This is a genomic window from Janthinobacterium goodfellowi (genome assembly GCF_051380695.1).
Classification (GTDB): Bacteria; Pseudomonadota; Gammaproteobacteria; order Burkholderiales; family Burkholderiaceae_D; genus Janthinobacterium.
In genome coordinates, this window is the sequence record NZ_JBNYXN010000008.1 from 171,496 (window position 1) to 191,359 (window position 19,864).

Genomic DNA, 19,864 nt, shown 5'->3' on the forward strand with positions numbered 1-19,864 from the left:
CCGCTGCCTGTGCCCGCGCCGGTGCCTGTGCCTGTGCCAGTATCACCGCCAGTGGCGCCCAAGCCGCCGCCCCAGCCGGTGGCGCCCGCGCCTGCGCCGAAAGCGCCGCCCAAGCCGGCTCCGGCTCCGGCTCCGGCTCCGGTGCCGCCGCCAGCCGCGCCGAAGCCCGTGCCGGTGCCGCCATCGGCGCCTGCACCGACAGTCCCAGTCCCGCCGCCGCCGCGCAAGTGGCTGCGCTGGCTGGGCGGCGCCGTCGTGCTGGCGGCCGTCATTGTCTATATGAATGGCAAGCCGGGCGGCAAGAGTGAATCGGCCTGCAACGACGCCATCGACAGCGGCTTGAAACTGGTGGCGAACGGCAGCCTGGACGGCGCCCGCCAGAAGCTGGCGACGGCGAAGAATGTGTGCACGGGCAAGTCCAGCGCCAAGGCCGACGATTTGCAGGCGGCGATCGGCAAGGCCGGTGCCGCATCGGGCAGTTGCCAGCGCGGCGTGCGCGCCATCGAGCGCGCTATTGACGGCCATCAATTGCAAAGCGCCGCCAGGGGCATTGCCGGGCTCGACATCGATTGCGCGGGCGCTGCCAGCGTGGATTCCTTGCGCAAGCAGCTGGCGCGCCAGCAGGCGGCAGCGGCGTCCGTGCTGGTCGGCGTGCGCCAGGCGCTCGATGGCAAGGATGCCACGGCGGCAAGCAATGGCATCGCCAGGCTGGAAGCGATCGACCGCGAAGCGGCGGAATTGCCGCAGCTAAAGGCCGACGTGCAGGCGCTGTCGGCGGCCGCTGTGCCTGCCCCCGCGCCCGTTTCAGCCCCGGCGCCGGCAGCAATGCCGGCACAGCAGGAACCGGCGCCCGCGCGCGCGGTCGAACGTCCAGCGTTGACCGAACGCCGTCCGCTGGAAACGTCGCCCGTCGATAGCGGCGCAGCCATGCGCAACGAGATGGCGCAATCATTCCTGCGCGATGCCGAGCGCTCTTTGCTGGAAGGTAAGTTCGATGCGGCCAAGACCTATCTGGAAAGTGCGCGCCGCGTCGATCCGGGCAATGCGCGCATCGACAACCTGTCGCGCCGCATCCGCGAGCGCGAACGGCAAGTGCTGCAGACGGAAACAACAATCAATTAGTCATCTGGGAGTCACCATGCTGAATCACACCACCTTGCGCGCGACCGCCGCACTGACCATCGCGGCCATGCTGGCCGGCTGCGCCACGGCGCCGATGAACCCGAATGGCGTGCGCCAGGACAATTCCTATCCGCAAGGCGGCGCCCAGGCGGCCACGGATGAGGACCCGTGCAGCGTGGGCACGTCGGCGGCGGCCGGCGCGGCCGTGGGCGCGCTGCTGGGGGCATTGGCGGGCGGCAAGAATGGCGCGCTGAAAGGAGCGGCCATCGGCGGCGGCCTGGCGGCGGCCGGTTGCCTGGCCATCAATGTCAATTCGCGCCAGACCAAAACGGCGGCGCAGGCGGACCGCGACTACATCCGCTCGCGCGGCGCCTTGCCGCGCGAGCCGCAAGTGGTGTCGTATACGCCGCAGCTGAGCGCGTCGACCGTCAAGCGCGGCCAGCCGTTCAAGGTCAATTCGGTGGTGGAGCTGGTCAACGGCAGCGCGCAAAGCGTCAACGACGTGCGCGAAGAACTGGTGGTGCTCGACCCGCAAGGCCAGCCATTCAAGTCCGGCTCGAAGGCGCTGGCCAGCAACAACAAGTCGGGTGGGCGCTTTGAAAACTCGTTCGAGCTGACCTTGCCGGCCGGCGTGTCGCAAGGCGTGTACGGCGTCAAGACGAATCTGTACGTGAACGGCAAGCTGGCCGCCACGCGCGACTTGCGCACGCAGCTGGTGATGCTGGAGGCGGACGGCGCCGCGCCCCAGCTGGCGCTGCGTTAGTTAAGCGCCCCCAGAGTATCCGTGCTGGCGCCAGGCCTCGTAGACGACGACGGCCACCGTATTCGATAAATTCAAACTGCGGTTGTCAGGGCGCATGGGCAGGCGGATGCGCTGTTCGGCAGGAAAGCCGTCGCGCAGGGCCGGATCGAGGCCCTTCGTTTCCGAGCCGAACACGAACACGTCGCCCGGCAGGAAGGCCACGTCGCCGAATGGGCGCGAGCCGCGCGTGGTCATGGCGAACATGCGGGCCGGATCGGGCTGGGTGTCGGCCAGGAACGCTGCCCAATTCTTGTGCACCTTCATCTTGGCGTAATCGTGGTAATCGAGGCCGGCGCGCTTCATCTTGGCGTCGTCGAGGGGAAAGCCCAGCGGTTCGACCAGATGCAGCTGCGCGCCCGTGTTCGCGCACAGGCGGATGACGTTGCCCGTATTGGGCGGGATTTCAGGTTCTACCAAAACAACGTGAAACAAAATGCTCTCCTTGGGTCTATCTGTATCTAATATGTCGCTCATCTAATGCGGCGGCGTGCGCGCCACGACCAATATGCTGACCCTGGCCGCCCCTGCGCGCTTGCAGGCGGCCGCCAGCGCGTTGACGGTATGGCCGCTGCTCATCACGTCGTCGACGATGCCCACATGGCATCCTTGCAATAACGGCGCGTATTCCGGTGCGATGGCGAACGCGTGCGCCAGGTTGGCTTGCCGTTCCTGCGGCGCCACGCCGCTTTGCGCCCGCGTTTCGCGCACCCGCAGCGCCAGGCGGGGCTGCAACGGTACGTCCAGCAGGCGCGCCAGCGGCCGCGCGATTTCCAGCGCCTGGTTGTAGCCCCGCTCGGCCAGCCGGGCCGGGCCCAAGGGCACCGGGCACAGCAACTGCGGCGCCTGCCATTCCTGTTGTTGCTGAATGGCAACATGCAGCAGTTCGGCCAACAGGGGCGCCAGCGCCAGGCGCGCGCCGAATTTCAGCTGCAGCAGCAACTGGTCGACTGGCGCCGCATAGTCAAACGCCGTGACGGTGCCGTCATACGCGGGCCGCTGGCGCACGCAGCGGCCGCACAGCAGCGCCACATCGTCGAGCGGGTTGGCGCACTGGCGGCAGCGCCTACGCCTGTGTCCCAGGTATTGCGCGCGACAGGGCGAACACAGCACTTGCGGGCAGCCGATGCCGCACAGCGCGCATTGCGCCGGCAGCAGCGTGGCGCCCAGCCACAGTCGCAGCGCCTGCCAGGCGCCATCAAGGCGTTGCCGGTTGGCGGTCCGCATCGCGATGGCGTCGTTCCATGTACACTGCCGACATTATCTCACCTCACCCGATTCAACATGCCAGTTCCCACCACTCCGCCCAAAATGAGTGCGCCCATCGATGCGGTGCAAGTACGCGATTTCTTTTCCCGTCCGGCGCGCGTCGCGCCGTCGGACTTCCTGCGCCGCGAAGTGTCGGCGCGCATGCACGAGCGCCTGGAGCTGGTGAAAATCACGCCGCATCGCGTGCTTGACGCCGGCTGCGGTCCCGGCGCGGACCTGGCGCAGTTGCAAAAGGATTATCCCGCCGCGCAGATTATCGGTCTCGATGCAGCGCAAGCGATGATGCACGCGGCGCGCGCGCCCGCGTCGAAACTGGCCAGCCTGAACCAGTTCCTCAGCAAATTATTGCCGGCCAAGACAGGCGTGGATTTGTTGTGCGGCGACCTGGGCGACCTGCCGCTGGCGCAGGGCAGCATCGACCTCGTGTGGTCCAACCTGGCGCTGCATTGGCATGCCCAGCCCGACCGCGTATTTGCCGAATGGCGGCGCGCACTGCGCCTGGATGGCTTGCTGATGTTTTCCTGCTTCGGCCCCGACACCTTCCGCGAAGTGCGCGACGCGTTTGCCGAGGCTGATTTATATCCGCATGCCTTGCCCTTTGTCGACATGCACGACTTTGGCGACATGCTGGTCGAGACGGGCTTTTCCACACCCGTGCTGGACATGGAGATCATCACCGTCACCTACGATACGGCGGAAAAGCTGCTGGCGGACGTGCGCGCCTTTGGCGGCAACCCGCTCACCACGCGCCGGCGCGGCCTGATGGGCAAGGCGGCCTGGCAGCGCATGCTGGCCGCGCTGGAAAAGACGCGCCGTCCCGACGGCAAGCTGGGCCTGAGTTTCGAGGTCATCTATGGCCACGCCTTCCGTCCCGCGCCGCGCGTGACGCGCAATGGCGAGGCCATCATCCGCTTCGACCTGCCGCGCAAACCGCAATAAAAGCATAAAGAAACCGACACTTGGTCGGCATCCGCGCGCAATGTGGCAGCTTGGCGTTGCAAAGCGCGCGGCGGCCGGCAGAAGGGCGCGCACAAAGCCGATTATTGCTTGATGGATTCAAGTTTACTTGATTATAATCGTTGATTGTTTGTCAGCTTGTTAAGTACAAAAAACAAGGGCTGCATACAAAATAAAAAAACAAAGCGAGACTAATTCGAAGTTACTGCATTAGTATAGTAACCATCTTCCACACGGAGACATTTCACTGTGGGGCAGAAAAACAGGGTTCCAGCATGGTTGCGCGCCGCCGTTTTTGCTGCGGCAGCCAGCATGGAATTCGCTGGTGCTTGACGCACATGGCCATGTTTTGGCCGTGTTGCTTTCATGGAGGAGCGGCAGCGGTCCAGTACGGAGAAATCCGCAGCCGTTTAAAATATCATTATTTTTGGGTGGTTGGGGAAAACATGACACATGCAAAGCGACTTCAATCGTTGCTGCTCGGGCTGTCTTTGACAGCGTTTGGCATCGGGCGATGGGCCACGGCGGCACCGGCTGCCGGCACCTATCCCGGCACCGGCGGTCCCGTGCCGTTCGAAATGAATCTGCAACCGCCGGCGACACAGATCGCCCATGAAATCTACGATTTGCACACCCTGATGATGATCATCTGCCTGGTGATCTTCGTAGCCGTGTTCGGCGTCATGTTCTATTCCATCTTCAAGCACCGCAAGTCCCTGGGCCACAAGCCGGCCACCTTCCACGAAAGCACCACCGTCGAGATCGCCTGGACCGTCGTGCCTTTCCTGATCGTCATCGGCATGGCCCTGCCTGCCACGCGCACCGTGGTCGGCATGAAGGACACCTCGAACGCCGACATCACCATCAAGGCCACCGGCATGCAGTGGAAATGGGGCTATGACTACCTGAAAGGCGAGGGCGAAGGCATTTCCTTCCTCTCCAATCTGGCTACGCCGCGCTCGCAAGTGGGTGCGCCGGGCGCGCCGCCGACGGAAAAACGGGGCGAAAACTACCTGATCGAAGTCGATAACGAAGTCGTCGTGCCGGTCAACAAGAAGATCCGCGTGGTGCTGACGGCCAACGACGTCATCCACGCCTGGTCCGTGCCCGCCTTTGGCGTCAAGCAGGATGCGATCCCCGGTTTCGTGCGCGATACCTGGTTCAAGTCCGACCATATCGGCACCTTCCGCGGCAATTGCGCCGAACTGTGCGGCAAGGAACATGCGTTCATGCCCATCGTCGTCAAGGTTGTCTCCGCCGACGACTACAAGGCCTGGGTTGATGTAAAACAAAAGGAAATGGCCGCATTGGCTGATGATCCAAGCAAGGTGTGGACCATCGACGAATTGAAGGTCAAGGGCGAGAAAGTGTATACGGCCAACTGCGTGGTCTGCCACCAGGCGACCGGCAAGGGCGTGCCCGGTGCCTTTGCAGCACTGGACGGCTCGGCAGTGGTGAACGGCCCGAAAGCCGATCAGATCCACGTCTTGCTGAACGGGCAGAAGAGCGGCAAGTATCCCGCTGAAATGCCGGCATGGAAACAGCTGTCCGACACGGAAATTGCCGCAGTGATCACTTACACGCGCAATTCCTGGTCGAACAAGGCCGCAGAGAACATCGTTCAACCAGCCGAAGTCGTGGCTGCACGCAAGTAATTAGGAGCCGCAGATGAGTACTAGCACGAGCACCTTGGACCACGCCGGTCACGATCACGATCACGACCATGCCCACGACCACCCGAGCGGCTACCGCCGCTGGCTGTTTGCCACCAACCACAAGGATATCGGTACCCTGTACCTGTGGTTCTCGTTCATCATGCTGCTGTCGGGCGGCGTGCTGGCCCTGATGATCCGTACGGAACTGTTTCATCCAGGCTTGCAATTCTTTCACCCGGAATTTTTTAATCAACTGACCACCATGCACGGCCTGGTGATGGTGTTTGGCGCCATCATGCCGGCCTTCGTCGGCTATGCCAACTGGATGATCCCGCTGCAAGTGGGCGCGTCCGACATGGCGTTTGCCCGCATGAACAATTTCTCGTTCTGGCTGCTGCCGCCGGCCGCGCTGCTGCTGGCCACGTCCTTCCTCGTGCCGGGCGGCGCCACGGCTGCCGGCTGGACCCTGTATGCGCCGCTGTCGACGCAGATGGGCCCCGGCATGGACATGGCGATTTTTGCCATGCACCTGATGGGCGCCTCGTCCATCATGGGTTCGATCAACATCATCGTCACCATCCTGAACATGCGCGCTCCCGGCATGACCCTGATGAAAATGCCGATGTTCTGCTGGACCTGGCTGATTACCGCGTATCTCTTGATCGCCGTCATGCCCGTGCTGGCCGGCGCCATCACCATGACCTTGACGGACCGCCATTTCGGCACTTCCTTCTTTAATGCGGCAGGCGGCGGCGACCCCGTCATGTACCAGCACATCTTCTGGTTCTTCGGCCATCCCGAGGTCTACATCATGATTCTGCCGGCTTTCGGCATCGTCTCGCAGATCCTGCCCGCGTTTGCCCGCAAGCCCCTGTTCGGCTATGCCTCGATGGTCTACGCCACGGCGTCGATCGCGATCCTGTCCTTCATCGTCTGGGCGCACCACATGTTTACCACCGGTATGCCGGTGACGAGCCAGCTGTTCTTCATGTACGCGACCATGCTGATCGCCGTGCCGACGGGCGTGAAAGTGTTCAACTGGATCGCCACCATGTGGAAGGGCTCGATGACGTTCGAAACGCCGATGCTGTTCTCGGTCGGCTTCATCTTCGTGTTTACCATGGGCGGCTTCACGGGCCTGATCCTGGCGGTGACGCCGATCGACATCCAGCTGCAGGATACCTATTACGTGGTGGCGCACTTCCACTACGTGCTGGTGGCCGGTTCGCTGTTCGCCCTGTTCGCCGGTTTCTACTACTGGTCGCCGAAATGGACGGGCCACATGTACAACGAGACGCGCGGCAAGATCCACTTCTGGCTGTCCCTGATCACGTTCAACGTGACCTTCTTTCCGATGCACTTCCTGGGCCTGGCCGGCATGCCGCGCCGCTACGCCGATTATCCGGCGCAGTTCACGGACTTCAATATGATCGCCTCGATCGGCGGCTTCGGTTTCGGCCTGATGCAGGTGTACTTCCTGTTCTTTGTTGTCTTGCCGACCATCCGCGGCGGCAAGGCTGCGCCAGCGAAACCATGGGAAGGCGCGGAAGGCCTGGAATGGACCGTGCCGAGCCCGGCGCCTTTCCACACGTTTGAAACGCCGCCGACAGTGAAATGAGGTATCGCGGGCCGGCGTGTTGCGCGGCCCGTCCTGAATAAAGTGCCTGTCATGACCGAACGTAAAAAACCGAACAACCTGCGTACCGGGCTGATCTTGGCCGCCCTGGCGGCCTTCTTCTTCCTGTCCGTGTTCGCCAAGCGGCTGTGGCTGACGTGACGACGCCCGCGCAACAGGAAACACGCGGCCTGAACCGCAAGATGCTGGGCAAGCTGCTCGTCATTGCCGTGCTGATGTTCGGCTTTGGCTATGCCCTGATTCCCGTCTACAAGCAGATTTGCGAAGTGATGGGCATTAACGTGCTGACGCAAAAAGATGGCACGGTGGCTTACGACAACAATACGCAGGTCGATACGACGCGCAGCATCACCGTCGAGTTCGACGGTAATGCGCAGGGCCCATGGCGCTTCCGCCCGACCGTGTCAAGCATGCAGGTGCATCCGGGCGAGCTGGTGACCGTCCTGTATGAAGTGGTCAACACGCAAAACCGCATCGTCAACGCGCAAGCGATCCCCAGCTACGCGCCGCAGAGCGCCACGCCGCATTTCAAGAAGGTCGAGTGCTTCTGCTTCAAGCAGCAGACCTTGAAGCCCAACGAAGCGCGGCAGATGCCGGTGGTGTTTTTCCTCGATCCGGCCCTGCCGAAAGAAGTGAAGACCATCACCCTGTCGTACACGTTTTTCGAGATTGCCGGTCTGAGCCAGGCTCAGACGCCGGCCGTCCAATAGGAGAGTGCCATGGGCGAATCCAAGCAGCCTGAAAAAGCATCGTTCCTGTATTCGCTGCGGGCCGTCGTGTGGTCGTTCACGGGACTGCGCCGCAAGAGCGATTTCGACACGGATTCGGCCAAGCTCAATCCCGTGCACATCGTCATCGCCGGCTTTCTGGCGGTGGCTTGCCTGATCGGCATCCTGATTTCAATTGTTAAATTCGTCGTTTTATAAATTATAAAAAACCACCCTACAAGTTTTTGAGGAGATGATGATGAGTTCCAACCACGCCGCCGTACCCTATTATTTCGTGCCCGGCCCGTCGCGCTGGCCCATGCTGGGCGGCGCCAGCCTGCTGCTGACCATGATCGGCGCCTCGGCCTGGGTCAACGACGTCTCCTGGGGCCCATACGTGAATTACCTGGGCATCGCGGGCATCCTGCTGGTGCTGTATTTCTGGTTTGGCGACGCCATCAGCGAATCGGAGCAGGGACTGTACAGCGAGCGTATCGACCACTCCTTCCGCTGGAGCATGAGCTGGTTCATCTTTTCGGAAGTCATGTTCTTCGCCGCCTTCTTCGGCGCCCTGTTTTACGCGCGCAGCATCTCCATGCCATGGCTGGCCGACCTCGACCACAAGGTGATCTGGCCCGATTTCGCCGCCCACTGGGGCAATACGGGCCCGGCCGGCACGGTGCAGGAATTCACCACCATGACGCCGTTCTGGATTCCGACCATCAATACGGCCCTGCTGCTGACGTCGGGCGTCACCCTGACGATTTCCCACCACGCGCTGCGCGCCGGCCACCGCGCCATGACGGCCCTGTTCCTGTTCGCCACCATCGTGCTGGGCGCCATCTTCATGGGCTTCCAGGTCTACGAATACATGCACGCCTACAGCGAACTGAACTTGAAATTGACGTCCGGCATCTACGGCGCCACCTTCTTTATGCTGACGGGTTTCCACGGCTTCCACGTGACCTTGGGCGCCATCATGCTGTCCGTCATCCTGTACCGCGTGCTGAAAGGCCACTTCACGCCCGAGCACCACTTCGGCTTCGAAGGCGCCGCCTGGTACTGGCACTTTGTCGACGTCGTCTGGCTGGGCCTGTACGTGGTCGTGTATTGGTTATAATGGCGGGGCAGGGCGCGCGTTGTTGAGGGGCGCGCCGGCACCATAAAAAAAGCCGTACCGGGACATCCTGGGTACGGCTTTTTTCTTAGTGTGAAGATTTTGCCAATCAGGCAATGCCGGGCCTTAATGAATTCCTGTCGGCTGGATGTAACCCAGATGATGCGCCAGCAGGATCAGCAAAAACAGGGTGATCGACAAGCCCACGCGCAGGGCCAGCGCCTGCACGGTGCGGTTGCTCTTGCCCTTGTCGCGCATGAGGAAGAACAGGGCCGAGCCCAGGCTGCCCAGGATCAGGATGAAGGCGATGGCAACGAGGATTTTCATGGATGGTAGCGCCAAGCTTGAGGAGGTTTCATTGTAATGCGTATCCGCTTCCATTTTAGATGGATTCCATTTGTTGTAATGCTGCTACTGGTGGCGCTGGGCGTGTCGCTGGCGCAATGGCAGCAGCGCCGTGCCGATGAAAAAGTCGCCCGCGCGGCCAAACTCGAGGCGGGCAACCAGGCTGCGCCGCTGGCCTTGACGGCCGCGCCCCTGCTGCCGGACGATGCGCAAGCGATCGAATACCGCCGCGTTACCGTTACGGGTCATTTCGTGCCGGCCTGGACGGTCTATCTGGACAACCGCCCCTACAAGGGCCAGGCGGGTTTCCACGTGCTCACGCCATTTCAAATAGACGGTTCCGCCATGCACGTGCTGGTGGCGCAGGGCTGGTTGCCGCGTAACAATGCCGAGCGCACGCGCATCCCCGACTACGCCACGCCGGCCGGCACCGTCACCATTACGGGCATCGCGCGCCTGAACGCGGGCCATGTGATGGAACTGGGCACGGCGCCGGCCCTGGCGCCGCACGCCATCGTGCAAAATGCCGATATCGGCCAGCTGGCCCGGGCCAGCGGCCTTGCCTTGCAGCCATTTATTCTCGAACAAACAGTCGACCCAGCAGCGGCGCCAGCGTCCGGCCAGCTTCCCGTGCGCGACTGGCCGGCACCCGACCTGGGCGCCGACAAGCACCGCGGCTATGCTTTCCAGTGGTACGCACTGGCACTGATGGCTTTTTTATTTTTTGTCTTTACAGGATTTCGACGTGCAAACAAACAGCCCTGAAGCATCGCAAGACAACGGCAACAAGCAGCTGCAGAACACGGGACGGTGGAAACTGCTGGCCGTCGTGGCCGTGTGCGCCTTTCCCATCATCGCTTCGTATTTCACGTATTACATCATCAAGCCCACGGGCCGCAACAATTATGGTGCCCTGATCGACCCCCGCTTGTACCCGATACCGGAAGCGCAGCTGCAGGTGGCGGAACTGGACGGCAAGCCCGCGCCGCTGGCCCAGTTTAAGGGCAAGTGGGTGCTGCTGCAGACGGGACCGTCCGATTGCCAGGAAGCGTGCAAGAAGCAATTGTTTGACATGCAACAACTGCGTTTGATGCAAGGCAAGGAACGGGAACGTCTGGAACGGGTCTGGCTGGTGACGGATGGCCAGCCGCTCGACACGCTCGTGATGCGCGAATTCGACGGCACCAGCATGCTGCGCGTGAATAACGATGCCCTGAAATCCTGGCTGCCCGTGGAGCCGGGCGGCAAGACCAGCGACCATTTGTATTTGATCGATCCGCTGGGCAACCTGATGATGCGCTTTCCGAAAGACGCGGACCCGAACAAGATCAAGAAAGACATCGCCAAGCTGCTCAAAGCTTCGGCGATCGGTTGAGGAGTCTGCATGCCGACGATGCATCTCTCCGCGCTGGCCCAGCTGGGCCTGACGGGTCTGCTGGTGGCGCTGCTGCCGCTGACCATGGTCTGGGTGTCCGCGGACGCCAATAAATACCGCAAGCTCGTGTGGGTCGCCGTCTTCCTGACGGTCGACCTGATCATGTTTGGCGGTTTTACTCGGCTGTCCGATTCCGGCCTGGGCTGTCCCGATTGGCCAGGCTGTTATGGTTCCGCTAATCCTTTCCTGGCGCACGAGCACATCGTGGCAGCGGAAACCCTGATGCCGACGGGACCCGTGACGGTGGTGAAAGCGTGGATCGAAATGACGCACCGCTACCTGGCCATGGCCATCGGCGTCTTGATCGTGGCGATGATGGTGCAGGCGTGGCGCCAGTGGAAGAAAAACAAACGCGAGGAATTCGCCCCGGCCCTGCCGACGGCGCTGTTTTTGTTCGTCTGCCTGCAGGGCGCGTTCGGCGCCTGGACGGTGACCCTGAAACTGCAACCGGTGATCGTCACCATCCACTTGTTGCTGGGTATGGGCTTGCTGGCCATGCTGACGTGGCTGGGCGGGCGCCAGGACCATGCCGTCAAACCCTTGCTGCGCGCCGATGCGGATGCTGCCGTGCTACGCCCCGTGCGCGCGCTGGCCGTCATGTCGCTGGTGCTGCTGACGGTGCAGATCGCGCTGGGCGGCTGGGTGAGCACCAACTACGCCACCCTGGCCTGCACGGATTTCCCCCTGTGCGGCGGCAAGGTGATTCCGGAGATGGATTTCGAGCATGGTTTCCATCTGTGGCGCGAGCTGGGCAAGACGGCCGCCGGCCATTATCTGCCGTTTTCCGCGCTGACAGCGATTCACTGGGTGCACCGCAACTTCGCCTTCATCGTGCTGGCCGGCGTCGGCTATACGGTGTTACGCGCATGGAAACTGCCTTCCCTGCGCGGCACGGCCCGCTGGGTGGCGCTGGTGCTGGCCTTGCAGGCGGCCACGGGCCTGGCGACGATTTACCTGAGCTGGCCATTGTCGATTGCCGTCCTGCATAACGGCGGGGCGGCGCTGCTCGTGTTGTTGCTGACCATGTTAAACTACAAGGCTAAATTTCAACTCGATGTTGCGCGCAATGTTCAGCGCGCTTGCGCCGCCGCGCCAGTGCCCCCGGCACCAGCCAGTCCTTCCCGTACCGCATAAATGACTACTCAGACCATCAGCCGTAAACCATCCCCCCGCATCGCCCAGTACTGGGCGCTGACCAAGCCCCGCGTGACGCAGCTGGCCGTATTTTGCGCCGTCATCGGCATGTTCCTGGCCAGCGAGGAGTTGCCTGACTGGCACGCGGTGGTGTTCGGCACCATCGGCATCTGGCTGCTGGCCGGCGCCGCGTTTGCCGTCAATTGCCTGGCCGAGCGCGAGATCGATGCGCGCATGGCCCGCACGGCGCGCCGCCCGATGGCCATGGGCGACATCACGGTGAAACAGACGGTGGTGTTCGCGCTCGTGATCGGCGGCCTGGGCATGGCGATTTTGTATCACCTCGTCAATCCGCTGACCATGTGGCTGACCTTCGTCACGTTTGTCGGCTATGCCTTGATCTATACGATGGTGCTGAAACCGGCCACGCCGCAAAACATCGTCATCGGCGGCCTGTCCGGCGCCATGCCGCCCGCGCTGGGCTGGGCGGCCGTCGCCAACGACGTGCCCATGCAGGCGTGGCTGCTGGTCCTGATCATTTTCGTGTGGACGCCGCCGCACTTCTGGGCGCTGGCCATGTACCGGCGCGACGATTACGCGCGCTCGGGCCTGCCCATGCTGCCCGTCACGCACGGCATGCAATTTACGCAATTTCACGTCTGGCTGTACTCGATCGCGCTGGCCGCCACCACCTTGCTGCCGTACGCCGTGCGCATGAGCGGCCTGATCTACCTGGCTGCGGCCGTAGTGCTGAACGCCGGCTTCCTGTATTACGCGTGGAAGATGTATCGCCACTACACGGACTTGATCGCGCGCAAAGCGTTTACGTTTTCCATCATCTACCTGGCATTGCTGTTCGCAGCCTTGCTGGTCGATCACTACATTCCCCTCGGCACATGAAAAAATACCTGACCTTGTTGTTGGCGGCCGCGCTGGCCGTCGTCCTCGCCGGCTGCGGCAAGCCTGCCGCACCGAAGCTGGAATTCAAGAATACGGACGTGACGGGCCTGGGCTACGCGCGCGAGTTCGCGCTGACGGACCACACGGGCCACCCGCGCACCCTGGCTGACTACAAGGGCAAGCTGGTGCTGATGTTCTTCGGCTACACGCAATGCCCGGACGTCTGCCCCACGACCATGGCCGACATGGCGCAGGTGATGCAGGAAATGGGCCCGCAGGCGGACCAGGTGCAGGTGCTGTTCGTCACCGTCGACCCCGAGCGCGACACGCAGCAATTGCTGGCGCAGTACGTGCCCGCCTTCGACAAGCGCTTCGTGGGACTCTATGGCAGCCTGGAAGCGACGGCCAAGGTGGCCAAGGAATTCAAGGTGTATTACGCCAAGGTCGAGGGCGAGACGGACAGCAGCTACACGGTCGACCACACGGCCGGCACCTATGTCTTCGACCGCGAAGGCAAGATCCGCCTGTTCGTGCGCCACGGCGAAAAGCCTGCCGCCATCGCGCACGATCTTAAACTTCTGCTATCCTGATCCGGTCGCGCCCCCGGGCGCCATCTTCAGGATACGCAGTACATGGATAAACGTTTCGAGCCGCACGCCCGCCTGGCAGCCATCATCTTCTTGTTGATCGGCTGCTTTTTCGTCTTGCGGCCCTTCCTCGCCGCCATGCTGTTTGCCGCTTGCGTGGGCATTTCCAGCTGGCCCCTGTATATCCTCCTGCTCGACCGCCTGAAAGGCCGGCGCAACTGGGCGGCCGCCATCATGACCCTGTCATTGCTCCTGGTCATCGTGCTGCCGCTGGCCCTCGTCACCTACAACCTGGCCGATAACGTCTCGCGCATCTATGAACAGTTGCGCGCCGCGCTGGAAGCGGGCGGCCTGCATCCGCCGGCCTGGCTGGCCAGCATTCCCGTGGTGGGCGAAACCATCGACGGCTATGTGCGCCGGCTGCTGGACGACCGCGAGGAATTATTGAATTTGGGCAAGACCATGCTGGAGCCGGCGCGCCACTTCCTCGCTTCCGGCGGCATCCTGCTGGGCACGGGCCTGGCGCAGACCAGCCTGGCCGTGTTCGTCAGCTTCTTCCTCTACCGCGACGGCCAGCAGCTGAGCCGTGCCTTGATGACGGGCGCCGGCCGCATCATCGGCGACAGCGCACCGGGCGTGGGTCTGACCATCAGTCGCACCGTGCGCGGCGTCATGTACGGCTTGCTGGGCACGGCGCTGGCGCAGGCGCTGGTGGCCGTGGTGGGCTTCCTGATCGCCGGCGTGCCCGCCGTCGCGCTGCTGGGCGTGGCCACCTTCATCTTTTCGCTGATTCCCGTCGGTCCGCCCCTGATCTGGGGCGGCGCCGCCATCTGGCTGTTTTCAGACGGCCAGACGGGCTGGGGCATTTTCATGCTGGTGTGGGGCGCCTTGCTGATCAGCGGCGTGGATAATGTGGTCAAACCCATGCTGATCAGCCGCGGCAGCAGCCTGCCGTTCTTGCTGGTGCTGCTCGGTGTGCTGGGCGGCGTGCTGGCCTTCGGCTTCGTCGGCATCTTTATCGGCCCGACCCTGCTGGCCGTGCTGTACAGCCTGCTGCAGACGTGGACGGTGGGCGAAACCACCGTGCCGCAGGGCAAAGATACGATTACCTTGAAAAAAGACTAATCGCGCAAGTCCGCGTCGAGGTCGCGTTCCTGCTTCGGGATCACCTTGATCAGCACGATGCGGGGCCCGTTCATCTTCTTGACGACGATGTCGAAGTCGACGAAGGTGATGCGCTGGCCCTGCTTCGGAATGTCGCCCAGCTTGACCATGATCAAGCCGCCCACCGATTCCACGTCGTCCAGCCCCAGTTCCTCGTTTTCAATATCGATGCCGAGGATGCGTTCGAGCGAGAAGATGGGCAGGCTGGCCTTGCCGATCAGGGTGCCGTCGCTTTGCTTGAGCCAGTCGTTTTCATTGCGGCGGAATTCGTCGCGGATTTCACCGACCATGGCGCCGAGCAAGTTGTCCAAGGTGATGAATCCCAGCGGGCGCTTGCCCTTTTCGCCGATCAGGGCGAAGTGCGGCGCGCCGTCGCGAAAGCGGCGGAACAGCTCGAGCGCCGGCGTGCGCGCGGAAATGATGTCGACGGGACGCAGAAACGGCGTGAGCGAGGTGATCGGCTTGCCTGCCTGCTGGGCAAAGAACAGGTCCTTCAGGTGCACCACGCCCAGCACGTCGTCTTCATTCGTGTCGAAATACGGGTAGCGGCTGAAGCGGTTGCGCAGCACCGTGTCGAGGTTTTCTTCCAGCGTGTTCGAGGCGTGCAGGGCGATCACTTCATTGATCGGGCGCATCAGGTCCGATACCGTCATCTGTTCGAAATCGAGCGACTGGGCCAGGATGTTGCGCTCGTCGCGCGTAAACTTTTCGCCGGGCTGGCTGGTGCGCAGGATCAGTTTCAATTCTTCGGACGAATAATGGGCATCGTGGCCGCCCTTGCCGGACAGACCCGCCAGGCGCAGCACCCAGTTGGCGCTGGCGTTGAGCAGGTAGATGGCCGGGTACATGGTCCAGTAGAAGCCGTACAGGGGAATCGCGCTCCACAGGCCGACGGCTTCCGGGTTGCGGATGGCCATCGATTTGGGCGCCAGTTCGCCCACGACGATGTGCAGGAAGGAAATCACGCTGAAGGCGAGGACGAAGGAGATGCCGTGGATCAGCTCTTGCGAGGTGACGCCGACGGCGCCGAACAGCGGCTCCAGCAAGCCGGCGAACGCCGGTTCGCCGACCCAGCCCAGGCCCAGCGACGCCAGCGTGATGCCGAGCTGGCAGGCGGACAGGTAGGCGTCCAGCTGGCCATGCACCTTGGCCAGGATGCGGCCCCGCAGCCCTTGCGTCTTGGCGATGGCGCGGATGCGCGTGCGCCGCAAGGTGACGATGCCAAACTCGGCGGCAACAAAAAAACCGTTCAGCGCGACCAGGAAGAGGGCGAGCAGGACTAGCAAGACATTGTGCATGGGGGCGCAAAAGATGGGCTGTTAAAACGTCATCTTAAACGACGAAGGCCGCCATAGCCTAATTTAGCCGCGCGCCCCACCCGTGCAGGCGGGCGCGCGCGGCGGGTTTTTCGCGCTTTTCAGCCTTTGGCAGCCGTTTGCGGCCCGCCTCGCATGGCAAAGACCATGACGGCCGAGACGATGGCGGGGATGGCGACGACGAGGAAAATCGTGCTGTTGGGCCAGTTCAGGCGGATCAGCTCGCCACCGAGCACAGGGCCGATGATGGAACCGATGCGGCCCACGCCCAGGCTCCAGCCGATGCCCGTCGAGCGCAGCGTGGTCGGGTAGTAGCTGGCCGCCAGGGCGTTGACGGCAGGCTGGCCGCCCACCACGCAGAAACCGGCGATGAAAATCGTGATGAACAGGAAAGCCAGCGACACGTCCGGACGGCCGATCAGGGCAATGGCGACTGCAGCAACCAGGAAGCACGGCAGCAGGATGCGGCGGAAGCTGGAACGGTCGATCAGCTGACCCATGACGAGGGTGCCGATGGTGCCGCCCACTTGCAGCGCCGTGCCGGCCAGCACGGCGTTGGCCGTCGACAGGCCCGCTTCCTTGGCGATGGTCGGCAGCCAGTTGGACAGGAAATACAAGTTCAGCAAGTTCATGAAGTTGATGACCCACAACAAAATCGTCATCTTCGCGCGGCCGCCCGTAAACAATTGCAGCACGGGCGCGCCCTTGTGTTCCTTTTCATGCACGACGTATTGCGTGTCAGCCGTGATGTTGACGGTGGGATCGATGCGTTTGAGCCACTTGGCGACTTTATCCAGCTTGCGTTTCTTGAGCACCAGAAATTGCATCGATTCCGGCAGCAGGAAGAACATCAGCACGCCGATGACCAGCGGCACCACGCCGCCCACGTAAAACACGGATTGCCAGCCGAAGGCGGGAATCAGCGCGGCGGACAATAATCCGCCCAGCACGGCGCCCAGGGTAAAGCCGCACGAGACGAGCATCATCAGGGTGACTTTCTTGCGCAGGGGGCTGTATTCGCCGGCCAGCGCCATGGCGTTCGGCATCACGGCGCCCAGGCCCAGTCCCGTGATAAAGCGGATCAGCTGCAATTGCTCGATGGTGGTGGCCAGCGGCGTGACCAGCATGCACAGCGCAAAGAAGATGGTCGAGCCGATCAGCACGGGACGGCGGCCGAACTTGTCGGCCGTGATGCTGAAGACGAGCGAGCCGACCAGCATGCCCAGCAAACCCGCGCCAAACACGGGGCCCAGGTTGGCTTTGCTCACGTGCCAGTCGGCAATGATGGCGGGCGCCACATAGCCCATCGCCTGCACGTCGAAGCCATCCATGATGACGCACAGCCCGCACAGGATCAGCATGCCGATCTGGAAGGAGCCGATCCTGTTGTTATTGATGAGATCGGGAATATCGATCGTCTTGCCTGCCGTGGACATGGTGATGCTCCTGTTTTTTATGGTGATCGCGCCCTGCCGGCGAGGGAGGGGCGCGCGTTTGTCTCAGGCTTTATTACAATCGCTTTTGATTGATTATTCAAACGTTATTTTCGAATGGATTTATCAGTTTTCCTTGTGAATCTTTGGGTGGCCCTGGATGGCGGCCAGGATCACATCGAGTGCCGGGTGCATGATCTTGCGTTCGTTCGAAATCACATAAAACTGTTCGCGCAGGGACGAGGCGTCGCCCACCAGCACGGCGCCGAATTGCTCCTCGATATCGGCCGCCAGGCTGGCCGAGGCGAAGAACAGGCCCAGGCCCTTGCGGCCAAACGCGTTGAGCATGGCGTTGTCCTCGAATTCGCCGACCACGTCGGGCCGCACGCCCTGCTGCACCATCCATTCATCGATGCGCCCGCGCAAGGCGTTATTGCGCGCCGGCAGCAGAAATGGCGCGCCATGCAGGCTGTGCGGGAAATTGCCGCGGTATTGTGCGGCCAGCGCGGGGATGGCGAACAGCTTCATGGCACTTTCGCCCCACAGGTGGCTGGACACGCGCAGGCTGGCGCCGGCCGGCACGGCGCGGTCCGTCAACACCAGGTCCAGCTTGTGCAGGGCCAGGTCGGCCAGCAAGGATTCGAATTCGTCTTCCAGGCACACGAGCTTGACGGGCTGGTCCAGGCTGCGCGTGGCGTCGAGCATGCGGTAGGCCATCAGTTTCGGCAGGGAATCGGAAATGCCCACCGTCAGGCGCATCTTTTCCGCGTCCGTGTCGGCCAGTGCATCCTGCATCTGCTCGCCCAGCAAAAAAATCTGGTCCGCATAGCCGAGCGCCAGCCGGCCCGCTTCCGTCGGCACCAGGCGGCGTCCCTGCGGCTGCAGCAGCGAGCGGCCCAGTTCCTTTTCCAGCAAGGCCAGCTGGGTGCTGATGGTTTGCACGGCCAGTCCCAGCCGTTCAGCCGCGCGCGTCACGCCGCCTTCCTTGGCGACCACCCAAAAGAAGTACAAATGGCGGTAATTGAAGCCCGTGGTTTTCATCGCTGCATCCTCTATCTTCTGTTTTTACGAAGTAATACTTCCATTATCTTCTATTTTTAAATGTGTCACACGTCCCTATACTACGTTCCATTGAATTTGGATATAGAGGAACTATCGATGAAACATTTCAGAGTGTCATTTCTCGTGACATTCATCTGCCTGGGCATTTCCGCCTGGTGGGGTTACACGCACGGTGGCGTGCAGACGATGCTGGCGGCGCTCGGTATCGCGGTGATCCTGGGCGTGATGGAAGTCTCGCTGTCGTTCGACAACGCGGTGGTCAACGCCTCGGTGCTGAAGAACTGGGATAAATTCTGGCAGAACCTGTTCCTGGGCGTGGGCATCATCATCGCCGTCTTCGGCATGCGTCTGCTGTTCCCGCTGGTCATCGTGGCGCAAGCGGCGGACCTGGGCTTGATGGAAGTATGGAATCTGGCACTGAGCAATCCGGAACAGTATTCGATGCACCTGACGAATCACCATGCGGAAGTGGCGGCTTTCGGCGGCATCTTCCTGCTGCTGGTCTTCCTGAACTTCCTGCTGGACTCGGAAAAAGAAACGCACTGGCTGGGCCGTATTGAAGAAAAACTGGGCGCGCTGGGCAAGATCTCGTCGATTTCCGTGATGATCGCGCTCGGTACCCTGATGGTCAGCCTGTCGATGATCGAAGAAGGCCAGAAACTGGTGGTCTTGACGGCCGGCTTGTGGGGTATTTTGACCTACGTGGGCGTCGATGTGATCAGCGGCTTGCTGGAAGGCGATAACGGCGACGGCAACATGGGCGACATCATCAAGCGCGGCGGTATTGGCGGCTTCCTGTACCTGGAAGTGCTCGACGCCTCGTTCAGCTTTGACGGCGTGATCGGCGCGTTCGCCATCACCAAGGATGTCGTGATCATCATGCTGGGCCTGGCGATCGGCGCGATGTTCGTGCGTTCGATGACGGTGTTCCTGGTGCGCAAGGGCACGCTCGACGAGTTCGTTTATCTGGAGCACGGCGCGCACTATGCGATCGGTATCCTGGCCGTGATCATGTTGGTCAGCATGAAGTTCCACATTCCCGAGATTTTCACGGGTCTGATCGGGGTGGCCTTCATTCTCGCCTCGCTGTGGTCGTCGATCCGCTACAAGCGCAGGATGGCCCTCGAAGAAGGCCGCACGGAAGCGCTGGAAGCGGTCAAGGCAGTGTAAAGAATGCGCGGCAAACGACTACACCCGTTTGTCGGCAAGTTGCAGCAAGCGTCGCC

22 protein-coding genes are annotated in these 19,864 nt (G+C 62.2%); 16 read left to right on the top strand and 6 right to left on the bottom strand.

Annotated elements, in window-relative coordinates:
• The first annotated feature begins 141 nt into the window (after positions 1–141).
• Together ACQ4WQ_RS25700 and ACQ4WQ_RS25705 are read left to right on the top strand one after the other, a co-directional pair.
• Positions 142–1,122: a hypothetical protein gene (locus ACQ4WQ_RS25700; RefSeq protein WP_436500952.1), complete on the top strand. Its 981-nt coding sequence runs from the start codon at positions 142–144 to the stop codon at positions 1,120–1,122.
• 16 nt (positions 1,123–1,138) lie between these two features.
• Positions 1,139–1,885 (top strand): hypothetical protein, encoded by a 747-nt coding sequence (locus tag ACQ4WQ_RS25705; RefSeq protein WP_326458236.1) that lies wholly within the window; start codon positions 1,139–1,141, stop codon positions 1,883–1,885.
• Here ACQ4WQ_RS25705 and trmL read toward each other — a convergent pair whose 3' ends face one another.
• Positions 1,886–2,356, bottom strand: coding sequence for a tRNA (uridine(34)/cytosine(34)/5-carboxymethylaminomethyluridine(34)-2'-O)-methyltransferase TrmL (trmL, locus tag ACQ4WQ_RS25710; protein ID WP_133988631.1), 471 nt, complete (start codon positions 2,354–2,356; stop codon positions 1,886–1,888).
• A gap of 42 nt (positions 2,357–2,398) precedes the next feature.
• Positions 2,399–3,148 (bottom strand): phosphoribosyltransferase family protein, encoded by a 750-nt coding sequence (locus tag ACQ4WQ_RS25715; protein ID WP_436500954.1) that lies wholly within the window; start codon positions 3,146–3,148, stop codon positions 2,399–2,401.
• 57 nt (positions 3,149–3,205) lie between these two features.
• Here ACQ4WQ_RS25715 and ACQ4WQ_RS25720 point away from each other — a divergent pair, with 57 nt between their 5' ends.
• From ACQ4WQ_RS25720 to ACQ4WQ_RS25750, 7 genes are all read left to right on the top strand, one after another.
• Positions 3,206–4,129: a methyltransferase domain-containing protein gene (locus tag ACQ4WQ_RS25720; protein ID WP_436500956.1), complete on the top strand. Its 924-nt coding sequence runs from the start codon at positions 3,206–3,208 to the stop codon at positions 4,127–4,129.
• Between the two features lie 464 nt (positions 4,130–4,593).
• The gene (gene coxB / locus ACQ4WQ_RS25725) at positions 4,594–5,802 is read left to right on the top strand and encodes a cytochrome c oxidase subunit II (RefSeq protein ID WP_326458240.1); all 1,209 of its coding nucleotides are present in this window, start codon (positions 4,594–4,596) and stop codon (positions 5,800–5,802) included.
• Between the two features lie 13 nt (positions 5,803–5,815).
• Entirely contained in the window at positions 5,816–7,420 is a 1,605-nt protein-coding gene (gene ctaD, locus ACQ4WQ_RS25730; RefSeq protein WP_436500958.1) for a cytochrome c oxidase subunit I, read from the top strand.
• Between the two features lie 51 nt (positions 7,421–7,471).
• Positions 7,472–7,579, top strand: a complete 108-nt coding sequence (locus tag ACQ4WQ_RS25735; RefSeq protein ID WP_216354567.1) for a cytochrome oxidase small assembly protein — start codon at positions 7,472–7,474, stop codon at positions 7,577–7,579.
• The gene (locus ACQ4WQ_RS25740; protein ID WP_436501073.1) at positions 7,576–8,148 is read left to right on the top strand and encodes a cytochrome c oxidase assembly protein; all 573 of its coding nucleotides are present in this window, start codon (positions 7,576–7,578) and stop codon (positions 8,146–8,148) included. Before ACQ4WQ_RS25735 ends, ACQ4WQ_RS25740 begins: the two co-directional genes overlap by 4 nt.
• A 9-nt stretch (positions 8,149–8,157) precedes the next feature.
• The gene (locus tag ACQ4WQ_RS25745; RefSeq protein ID WP_131387350.1) at positions 8,158–8,364 is read left to right on the top strand and encodes a DUF2970 domain-containing protein; all 207 of its coding nucleotides are present in this window, start codon (positions 8,158–8,160) and stop codon (positions 8,362–8,364) included.
• A gap of 40 nt (positions 8,365–8,404) precedes the next feature.
• Complete coding sequence (locus ACQ4WQ_RS25750; protein ID WP_070222559.1) at positions 8,405–9,265, top strand: cytochrome c oxidase subunit 3; 861 nt, start codon at positions 8,405–8,407, stop codon at positions 9,263–9,265.
• 123 nt (positions 9,266–9,388) lie between these two features.
• Here the strand turns inward: ACQ4WQ_RS25750 and ACQ4WQ_RS25755 are convergent, their stop codons facing one another.
• Positions 9,389–9,589, bottom strand: coding sequence for a twin transmembrane helix small protein (locus tag ACQ4WQ_RS25755; protein ID WP_046683386.1), 201 nt, complete (start codon positions 9,587–9,589; stop codon positions 9,389–9,391).
• Between the two features lie 36 nt (positions 9,590–9,625).
• Between ACQ4WQ_RS25755 and ACQ4WQ_RS25760 the strand changes: the two genes are divergently transcribed.
• From ACQ4WQ_RS25760 to ACQ4WQ_RS25785, 6 genes are read left to right on the top strand one after another with little or no spacing between them, the layout of a single operon-like run.
• Positions 9,626–10,372: an SURF1 family protein gene (locus tag ACQ4WQ_RS25760; RefSeq protein ID WP_326458242.1), complete on the top strand. Its 747-nt coding sequence runs from the start codon at positions 9,626–9,628 to the stop codon at positions 10,370–10,372.
• Positions 10,353–10,982 (top strand): SCO family protein, encoded by a 630-nt coding sequence (locus ACQ4WQ_RS25765; protein WP_436500961.1) that lies wholly within the window; start codon positions 10,353–10,355, stop codon positions 10,980–10,982. The genes ACQ4WQ_RS25760 and ACQ4WQ_RS25765 overlap by 20 nt, the downstream gene beginning before the upstream one ends.
• 18 nt (positions 10,983–11,000) lie before the next feature.
• Positions 11,001–12,176: a COX15/CtaA family protein gene (locus tag ACQ4WQ_RS25770; protein ID WP_436501075.1), complete on the top strand. Its 1,176-nt coding sequence runs from the start codon at positions 11,001–11,003 to the stop codon at positions 12,174–12,176.
• Positions 12,177–13,076 (top strand): heme o synthase, encoded by a 900-nt coding sequence (gene cyoE / locus ACQ4WQ_RS25775; RefSeq protein ID WP_070222556.1) that lies wholly within the window; start codon positions 12,177–12,179, stop codon positions 13,074–13,076. It begins immediately after the preceding gene.
• A complete protein-coding gene (locus ACQ4WQ_RS25780; RefSeq protein ID WP_326458244.1) occupies positions 13,073–13,666 on the top strand; it encodes an SCO family protein in 594 nt (197 codons plus the stop codon). Before cyoE ends, ACQ4WQ_RS25780 begins: the two co-directional genes overlap by 4 nt.
• Positions 13,667–13,708: 42 nt before the next feature.
• Entirely contained in the window at positions 13,709–14,788 is a 1,080-nt protein-coding gene (locus ACQ4WQ_RS25785; protein ID WP_326458245.1) for an AI-2E family transporter, read from the top strand.
• On the opposite strand, the gene ACQ4WQ_RS25790 is transcribed toward ACQ4WQ_RS25785, so the two are convergent.
• The 3 genes from ACQ4WQ_RS25790 to nhaR all read right to left on the bottom strand — a co-directional run bounded on the left by ACQ4WQ_RS25790 (position 14,785) and on the right by nhaR (position 18,617).
• On the bottom strand, positions 14,785–16,125 hold the full coding sequence (locus ACQ4WQ_RS25790) for a hemolysin family protein (protein ID WP_326458246.1): 1,341 nt from the start codon (positions 16,123–16,125) through the stop codon (positions 14,785–14,787). The genes ACQ4WQ_RS25785 and ACQ4WQ_RS25790 overlap by 4 nt on opposite strands.
• A gap of 119 nt (positions 16,126–16,244) precedes the next feature.
• On the bottom strand, positions 16,245–17,579 hold the full coding sequence (locus tag ACQ4WQ_RS25795; protein ID WP_436500964.1) for an MFS transporter: 1,335 nt from the start codon (positions 17,577–17,579) through the stop codon (positions 16,245–16,247).
• 123 nt (positions 17,580–17,702) lie between these two features.
• Positions 17,703–18,617 (bottom strand): transcriptional activator NhaR, encoded by a 915-nt coding sequence (gene nhaR, locus ACQ4WQ_RS25800; RefSeq protein WP_436500966.1) that lies wholly within the window; start codon positions 18,615–18,617, stop codon positions 17,703–17,705.
• A gap of 117 nt (positions 18,618–18,734) precedes the next feature.
• On the opposite strand from nhaR, the gene ACQ4WQ_RS25805 reads away from it, so the two are divergent.
• The gene (locus tag ACQ4WQ_RS25805; RefSeq protein ID WP_070222545.1) at positions 18,735–19,808 is read left to right on the top strand and encodes a DUF475 domain-containing protein; all 1,074 of its coding nucleotides are present in this window, start codon (positions 18,735–18,737) and stop codon (positions 19,806–19,808) included.
• Positions 19,809–19,864 lie beyond the last annotated feature (56 nt).